The organism is Mucilaginibacter sp. (assembly GCF_039207105.1).
GTDB lineage: Bacteria > Bacteroidota > Bacteroidia > Sphingobacteriales > Sphingobacteriaceae > Mucilaginibacter.
The window spans coordinates 1-9033 of the sequence record NZ_JBCECK010000184.1 but is presented as its reverse complement, the minus strand read 5'-3'; the positions used below and the strand labels follow the sequence as shown (position 1 = coordinate 9033).

The window sequence follows — 9033 nt, the reverse complement described above, 5'->3', positions numbered from 1 at the left end:
TATCAGTATAGTGCCTACCAGCCTGTCCTGATGAATGATGCATTTTTTATAGTAGCGCTTGGCCTTATCAATAAAGACGATCTCTTCATAATTTACATTGTCGGGGCATTCAGATAAGCCAATACTGCACAGATCAAAACCATGAATTTTAATGATGTTCATGAACAGGGTGCCTTTGTAATAGCTGGCAATATCGCCGTTCATGTATTTAGCCATTACTTCGGCTTGCTGCTCGGCGGCAGCTGTAATGCCGTAAAGGGTACCTTCAAACTCGGCAATTTCGCCAATGGCGTATATGTCGGGATCGCTTGTTTGCAGGCGTTCGTTAACAATAACACCGCGTTTGCATTCCAGCCCGCAGTCTTTGGCAATTTCCAAATTGGGGGTGGTACCGATGGCCAGGATCATGGCGTCGCAATCAATTTTGTTGCCGCTTTTCAGTCCGACGCCGGTTAGTTTTGAGCGGCCGTAAAACAACTGCACTTCATCATCATAATAAATATCGCAACCCTGATCGGCCATTTCTTCGGCTAATAGCTGGCTGCCCAGCGCATCTAACTGCCGGTTCAGGAACCGGGATACACGCTGTACAATGGTTACCTTCTTGCCAATTTCGCGCAGGGAAGCAGCCATTTCCAGCCCAAGCAAGCCCCCGCCAACAATAACAACGTGACCACCTTGCGGTACGTGTTTGATAAAGGCGTCGGCATCGTTACGGCTGCGCATAGTGAATATGCCTGGTAACGCAGGCACGTTTTTGGGGACTGACGCGCGGCTGCCTGTGGCCAGCACCAATACATCATAGGAGGTTTTAACACCTCGTGAATCAGTCACTATTTTATTGGCCCTGTCAATTTTTTCGATGCTTACCCCCCGATGCATCCTGATCTTGTATTCGGGCTCTTCCGAATCTTTCATTTTTACCAGCTGCTCCCATGATTGCTCGCCACTGATATAATCGGGCAGCATAACCCGGTTGTAAAATGGATGGTTCTCTTTACTGAAGATGGTAATCTCGTCGTCCTGATTGAGCTCCCGATATGATTTTACAAAGCCATAAGCACCAGCTCCGGCCCCTACTACTACAATACGCTGAAAAGGTTTCTGGTGTTTTTTAAGGTTTACCGAGCAATACTTAAAGTCGGGCTCTTTGGATATGGGGTCAACCTTGTCGCTGGTAATGTTATTGGCACGGTTAAGGTCGTTATTCAAAATTTTGCCCCAATGCATAGGTAAAAACACCACGCCGGGTTTTATCTGGTCGGTAAGCCGGGCCTGCACCCTTACCTCACCGCGGCGTGAGGTAATAACCGTAATATCACCTTCATTAAGCTGTAGGGTGGCCGCATCAGCCGGATGAATTTCTAAAAAAGCCTGTTTATAATGCTGGTTAAGCTTATTTACCTTGCCCGTTTTACTCATGGTATGCCACTGATCGCGGATGCGGCCCGTGGTCAATATGAATGGAAATTCATCATCAGGTAATTCACTGGTGAGTATATCTGACACCGGACTGATCACTGCTTTGGTTGAGGGGGTATAAAAAACCTTATCGGTAAATAAGCGGGGAGTACCCTTTGATAAATTTTTCTTTTTGTAGGGCCATTGCACCGTTTTTTGTGCTTTAATCACATCATAGCTCAGGCCGCTGATATCGATATTGGTTTTAGCTGTAAGTTTTACATGTTCAGCGTAAATAGCCGCCGCGTTTTCAAAATCAAAGCCTTTATAACCCATTTTGCGGGCAAAGCGGCAAATGATCTCAGAGTCGGGCAGCGCCTCGCCGGGAGGGTCAATGATCTTGTTCAGGTAACTGATGCGGCGCTCGGAGTTGGTCATGGTGCCCTCCTTTTCGGCCCAGGCAGCAGCTGGGAGTATAACATCGGCGTAAGCCAGGGTTTCGGGCTTATTGCTTACCTCCTGTACCACAACAAACTTGGCTTTTTTTAACGCCTCTTCGGCCAGGCGAACATTGGGCAGGCTGGTAAGTGGGTTGGTACACATGATCCAGATAGCCTTCAAACGGCCATCATTCAAAGCCTCAAACATTTCGGTAGCTGTTAAACCCGGTTTTGGCTGAATAGGCTTACCTCCCCAGAATTTTTGAACCTCCTCCCGGTGTACCGGATTGTTCAGGTTACGATGTGCTGGTAGCAGGTTTGACAGGCCGCCAACTTCCCTTCCACCCATTGCATTGGGCTGGCCAGTTAATGATAAAGGGCCCGAACCGGGTTTGCCAATGTGCCCGGTTATGAGGTTGAGGTTAATAAGGCTCAGGTTTTTATTTACCCCGATGGCGCTTTGGTTAAGTCCCATAGTCCACATAGTAATAAAACCTTTGGCCTCTCCTATGTATTTCGCCGCAAGGCGAATATCAGCCTCGCGTAAACCGCAGATCTTTGCACTCTCGCTTAATGTTCTTTCAAAAACAATAGCGCTGTATTGTTCAAAACCTTCGGCATGATTGTTAATAAAGTCTATGTCTATATCGCCATTCTCTATCAGCAGCCTGCCAATGGCATGGTTCAGGGTAACATCCGTTCCGGGGTTGATCTGTAAATGCAGATCGGTAATGGCGCAAGTATCAGTCACCCGCGGATCAATGACGATGACCTTTGCATCGGGATTGGCCGCTTTGTGTGCCTCCACCCTGCGCCATAAAATAGGATGGCACCAGGCCGGGTTGCCGCCCATCACATAAAAACAATCGGCCAGTTCAATATCATCATAACAAAGCGGAACGACATCTTCACCTAAAGCTATCTTATAAGCCGCCACCGCACTGCTCATGCACAGGCGCGAGTTGGTATCAATATTATTGCTGCCGATAAAGCCCTTGATCAGCTTATTAACAACATAATATTCCTCGGTTAAACATTGGCCTGAGGCATAAAAGGCAACCGAATCTGGCCCGTATTTATCAATAAATGTTTTAAAAACGGCGGCGGTACGGTCAAGGGCATCGTCCCAACTTACCTGTTGCATGGGCATACTTTTATTATAGCGCATTTGAGGATAAAGCAGGCGGTCGCTTTTATCGTTCACCGTATAATGCAGGTTCATGCCTTTGCTGCACAGCATTCCTTTGTTCACCGGGTGCTCGGTATCGCCCTGTAGTGAAATAGTGCCATTTTTTTCTTTGTTCACTACAACGCCGCAACCAACCCCGCAATAACAGCAGGTGGAAGTTAGGGCATTGGCCGTTAACCTGTTTTTTGATGACGATGCCTTTGCGCTCATACTCAATTATGCCATGCTGCCCGCTACTACAGATTCAGTGTCAGGAACAGATTGTTTATAAAAGCGGGTGACGAATATAATTACCGCTACCACCATAACGGTATAGCCTATATAGGTAAAAGCCTGCACGTAAGTAATAGCATCCGACTTGAACAGGAAGCCAAACAACATCCCGCCGAAATTTCCGCCTGCACCAACTATGCCACTAACCAAACCTACATTTTTGGTGTTCACAAAGGGTACTATCCCGTAGGTAGCGCCATTGGCCATTTTCAGGAATAGGGCGAAAGATAGCATTGAAACTATAGCTGCCAGTAAAGTGCCGGAATGAGCAAACAGTATTAGCCCAAGGCCTTCAAAAAGTAGTACTCCTGCAAGCAGCAGGCCTTTGCCCCGCATGCCGAATTTGCCGCCTACTTTATCAGATACAATGCCGCCCAAAGCTCTGGCAAACAAATTCATAGAGCCGAATATACCCGCCCAGAAACCTGCAGAACTTTGCGACAGGTGAAAAGAATCAACAAAATGGAGGGAGGCTACATTGTCAAAAGTGATTTCCATGCCAAAACACATGGCATAGGCCAGGGTAAGCGCCCAAATGCGCCAGTCGGCCAGTACGCTCCAATCGGTTTTTGATGATTTACCCTGGGTGTACCCTACCTCGTCATAATTGCCATTGGGAGTATCTGTGGTATACTTTGAATATAAAAACGCGATAATCAGCATCAATATTCCAGGAACGATCATGGCATAGCGCCAGGCCTGAGCGCTGGTATAGCCAAAGCCAACTATGGTGGCAAATATTAAAGGCATCACCATATTGGTCACCCCTCCACCCAAATTACCCCAGCCACCCGTTACCGCATTGGCAGTACCTTTCAGATTTGGCGCAAACATCATGGAGGTATGGAACTGGGTGATCACGAAGGATGCGCCTATAACACCAATAGCCAGCCTGAACAATAAAAAGGTGGTATAATCATGCGCCAGGCCAACAAAAAACACAGGCAGTGAACCCACTAACAATAACCGGATGGCAGTTTTTCTTGGCCCCCAGGTATCGCAAAGCTTACCTATGATTAGGCGGGCAACAATAGTGGCTGATACAGATGCTATAATGATATTACCCACCTGCCCTTTACTTAAATGCAGTTCGGTACGGATGGTGGGCATGAGGGGAGCCAAACCAAACCAGCCAAAAAAGCACACAAAAAACATGAGCCAGGTAATGTGGAACGTGCGCATTTGCACACCTTTGAGCGATAATATGTTGAGTTTGGTCAGTTGATTTTTCATCGTTCTAAATTTTTAATGGGGGTATTTACTTGTTTAGAAATTCGGGTTTGATGTTGACTTGCAGGTAGGCCCATACCGGTTTTAGGTTAGCCGTACCCGGAGTGATATTTTTGGCGTATTCCATACTGCGGGTGGCTGCCATATAGGAAAAGCCCAGATCAATGCCGGTGAATTTATTTAACTTATAGCCTGTCGTAAGGTCAAACTCGGTACCTAAATACTTGTCTATAGCCTGACCGTTAATGTCTTTCTGATCCTGAGCCAGCAGGAAGTAATGATTGGCCAGCTCGGTAGTAAAGCGGTTATTGGCCGAAGTATACTTTACTTTTAAATATGGATTGCTTAGGCCCCCGGTAGGCGCGCCGCTTACCGCGTAAAAGTAATCCATGTATCCCCAAAACTTATGAGGGGTACCATAAAGCGGGTCGAACCGATGGTTGGTTTTAGAAGTTGAAAAAGCATCATTGCCCGAAAGGTAATCCCAGCCGGCGGTATAGCATAAGGTATTAGGCCTATAACTTATAGAACTTGTAAACATATAAGCATTTAACGACAGCCCTTCGCGGTCATGACCTCCCTGATAATAATAGCCGCCCGTTAATGCCAGTTGGTTTTTATCACCAAAAACGGGGTTTGCTAATAAGCCGGTGGTGTAGCGGGTATTTACGCCGGTTTGGTTAAAGCGCTTGCCATATACATAGCCGACATCTGTCCCTGAAGTATTTTTAACCGAATCAAGTATATATTTACTAAACTGATCGGCCAGAAACAAACCTGATATTTTGGTTTTATTGAGCTTTTTGGCCGCGTACAAATACTCCAGCGCTTTATAGTTTTGGGTGGCGGCGTTGCTGCCCGGTGTATTTAAATAAGCCGGGGCTCCGTTTTTTGCACTGATGCCCGCGCTGTTAATCAGCGGAATCATGTTTGCAGGAGTATTTACAAGGTTGCCTTTACTGTCTTTTACGGTAGCGGGTATATTGGCTGGCGTATAAAAGGTGCCGTTGTAATTGATGGCATCGGAGTTTTGATTAAATGCGGCTCCCAGGTCAACTTGCCAGTTGTTTTGCAGCACTTTTAATACAATGGCATCATGGCGGCGGCCCTGTTGGGTCCAGTCAAAATTACCCAGCAGACGTTCATCATCGTAAACCAATTCCTGTTTGCCAATTTTAACAGCAAAGTAATCAACCGGAGATGATTTAAAGGAAGTATCTTTTTTGTTGGATAAGATGATTTCGGCCCAGGCTTCATGCAGCCCTAATTTGTTGCCATCGGCAGCGGTGATGGTGGAGGCGTCCTGCCCCCAAAGCCTTACATCTTGAACGGTAGTATGGAAAATGAGTTTGCTTGATCTGTAATCAAGCGTTAAACGCGTTCGTTGAGAAATAAAGGCTGCATCTTTATAACCTTTGGTTTGCAGCGTACCGTAACCATCCCTTAATTCGCCGCGGGTACGCAGTTGTCCTGAAAATGAAACTTGCGCATTTGCATTGAAACAGGAAAAGCATACTACCAGAAATGCAATTGCAGGAATAGTGCATTGGTTTAATACATTTTTGTACATTTGAGATAGTTTTTTTATTTGTTAAAGCAAGAAAACTGTTTAACCCTGTCTGGGAATGCGACCTCCCGACAGGGCTTTTTTTATCCCAATAATTAAACTATACCTATATAAACCTTGCCGTCGGCAACTTTTACCGGGTAGGTTTTAATCTGGTATTCCTCACCGCTTAGGCATTCCCCGCTGATGAGCGAAAATGCTTTTTTATGAAAGGGACAGGCTACTTTGGGTGTGCAATCCTCGCCGGTGCTGCCTATCATACCGCGCGAAAGCACCATTTGTTGTTTGTGCGGGCAAAGGTTTTGTGTGGCATACCACTCGCCCCGGCGCGAAAAATTATATAGAGCTATTTGCTCGTCACCATGCTTTACGCAGGCGCCGCCATTTTCGGGCACATCATCTGTGTAGCAGGCTAATACCCATTCAATATCTGCAACTGTTTCCATATTTATGTTTTTTAGCTGTTTTATAGGTTTTATTTACCACTGAGCTTTTACCTGCTCGCGCATGGTTTCAAATTTTACCGATGGGTCTTTTTCCAGTGGGGCGTTAATAAAGTGTGCAAAGCGTTTACGCAAATCTGGGTTTTCCACAACTTCTTTCCATTCGCAATGATAGGTGTCTACCAGTTGCTGCATCTCCTCATCCAACTTTTCGGCAATGCCCAGGCTATCATTAATAACCACGTTTTTGAGGTAGCTCATACCGCCATCCATTTTATTAAGCCAGGTGGCGGTGCGGGTAAGCGGATCGGCGGTTTTTATGTAAAACATCAAGAACCTGTCTATATATTTAATACAGGTAGCACTATCAACATCGGTTGCCAGCAGCTGAGCATGCTGTGGTTTAGAGCCACCATTGCCGCACACATACAGGTTCCAGCCTTTTTCGGTAGCGATGATGCCAAAGTCTTTTGATTGCGCTTCGGCGCATTCGCGGATGCAGCCACTTACACCTCCTTTAAGTTTATGCGGGGCACGAATGCCTTTATATCTGTCTTCAATTTCAATGGCAAATGATACGCTGTCATGTAATCCAAAGCGGCACCAGGTGCTACCCACGCAGCTTTTTACGGTACGGAGGGCTTTGCCGTAAGCATGGCCACTTTCAAAACCGGCATCTATCAGTTCTTCCCAAATTTCGGGCAGATCATTAACGTGCGCGCCGAACAGATCAATGCGCTGGCCGCCGGTTATCTTGGTGTATAGGCCGTATTTTTTTGCCACCTGGCCAATTACGATCAGCTTATCCGGGGTGATCTCTCCGCCGGGGATGCGTGGTACAACAGAGTAAGTGCCGCCCTTTTGTATGTTGGCTAGGTAACGATCGTTACTGTCCTGAATGGTATCTTGTTTTACAATAACATCATTCCAAAGGCTTGATAATATACTGGCTATAGCTGGTTTGCACACCTCGCAGCCATCGCCTTTGCCAAAGTGATCCAGTACCAGGTCGTAATTTTTAACCTTATTTATTTTTACAAGATCGTAAAGTTCCTGGCGTGAATAGTCAAAATGCTCGCAAAGAACGTTTTTAACATATTGGCCATTGGCTTTCATGGTTCCGGTTATCAGGTCTTTTACTAATGGTACGCATCCGCCGCAACCTGTGCCGGCTTTAGTACATTTCTTGATCTCATCAATACCGCAAGCGCCATCATTAACTGCCGAGCATATGGCCGATTTTGTTATAGCCTCGCACGAGCAGATCAGCGCCTCGTCGGGCAGGTTCATAACACCTGCACCTTCACTTGCTTCGCCGCCGCGTGAACCTAAGATGAGATCTTCGGGATTTGGCGGCAGGGCAATTTTATTGTTTACAGTTTGCAGCAACATGTTGTAGGCATCGGCATCACCAATTAAAATGCCGCCTAATAAATATTTACCATCATTACTAATGTTGATGCGTTTGTATATGCCTTTGTGGGTATCTTCAAATACAATGGTGCGGCAGTCGGGTTCTGTTATAAAGGCATCGCCAAAGCTGGCTACATCAACACCAATAAGTTTAAGCTTGGTGCTCATATCATAGCCGTAAAAACCTTTTTCGCCGCCGGTTAGATAAGTGGCAACAATATCAGCCATTTCATAGCCGGGTGCTACCAAGCCGTATATCATGCCTTCGTAAAGCGCACACTCGCCAATGGCAAAAATGTGCTCATCGCTGGTTTGCATTTTTTCATTTACGATGATGCCTCCGCGGGTGCCGGTATGCAACCCGGCAAGTTTGGCCAGCTCATCGCGCGGACGGATGCCTGCCGATATCACCATCATATCTATAGGCAGGCGGGTATCATCATTAAATTGCAGTGCTTCTATTTTATGCTGACCAACAAAGGCTGCTGTATTTTTATTGAGGTGGATATTTAAGCCCAGGCTTTTTAATTTAGATAGTAGCATGCCGCTACCTGCCGAGTCTATTTGCCGGGGCATTAGCCTCGGGGCAAACTCAATAACATGGGTTTCTTCAATACCCAGATCTATCAGGGCTTTCGCGGCCTCAAGGCCCAAAAGGCCACCACCCATAACGGCGCCAACTTTAGCGTTGGCCGCGTAAGTTTTGATCAGGTCAAGATCATCAATGGTTCTGTACACAAATATGCCTTCTTTTTCAACGCCGGGAATATCGGGTACAAATGCTGATGAGCCTGTAGCCAGCACCAGGTAATCATACTTAACGGTTAATCCTTTTAGGGAGTGTACCGTTTTTTCTGTACGATTTATTTCCTGTACCGGGTCGTTCAGGTGTAATGTTATATTATTGTCGGTGTACCAGGAGGCGGAAGATAATGAAAGCTCAGTTGCTGATTTTCCATTAAAATATTCACTGAGGTGAACCCTATCATACGCTATGCGGCTTTCTTCGCCAAAAACAATGATATTGAAATGTAACGATCTGGCTAATAGTTTTTCACAAAACTTATAACCTACCAT

The 9033-nt window shown here is 46.1% G+C and carries 5 protein-coding genes; all 5 read right to left on the bottom strand.

From position 1 onward, the window contains the following. A partial coding sequence (locus tag AAGC65_RS22905) for a molybdopterin-dependent oxidoreductase (protein WP_343114795.1) occupies positions 1-3240 on the bottom strand: 3240 nt, incomplete at its 3' end. A 6-nt stretch (positions 3241-3246) separates the two neighbouring features. Further along, positions 3247-4536, bottom strand: a complete 1290-nt coding sequence (locus tag AAGC65_RS22900; protein ID WP_343114794.1) for an MFS transporter — start codon at positions 4534-4536, stop codon at positions 3247-3249. 25 nt (positions 4537-4561) lie between these two features. Next, positions 4562-6103 (bottom strand): alginate export family protein, encoded by a 1542-nt coding sequence (locus AAGC65_RS22895; protein WP_343114793.1) that lies wholly within the window; start codon positions 6101-6103, stop codon positions 4562-4564. A 92-nt stretch (positions 6104-6195) separates the two neighbouring features. After that, the gene (gene nirD / locus AAGC65_RS22890) at positions 6196-6546 is read right to left on the bottom strand and encodes a nitrite reductase small subunit NirD (RefSeq protein WP_343114792.1); all 351 of its coding nucleotides are present in this window, start codon (positions 6544-6546) and stop codon (positions 6196-6198) included. 33 nt (positions 6547-6579) lie between these two features. Continuing rightward, positions 6580-9033: nitrite reductase large subunit NirB (nirB, locus tag AAGC65_RS22885; protein ID WP_343114791.1), on the bottom strand; the 2454-nt coding region annotated here is incomplete at its 5' end.

Bases quoted from the DNA above. Each gene is read 5' to 3' on its own strand.
- nirD (WP_343114792.1), bottom strand. From the start codon at position 6,546: ATGGAAACAGTTGCAGATATTGAATGGGTATTAGCCTGCTACACAGAT.
- AAGC65_RS22900 (WP_343114794.1), bottom strand. From the start codon at position 4,536: ATGAAAAATCAACTGACCAAACTCAACATATTATCGCTCAAAGGTGTG.
- AAGC65_RS22895 (WP_343114793.1), bottom strand. From the start codon at position 6,103: ATGTACAAAAATGTATTAAACCAATGCACTATTCCTGCAATTGCATTT.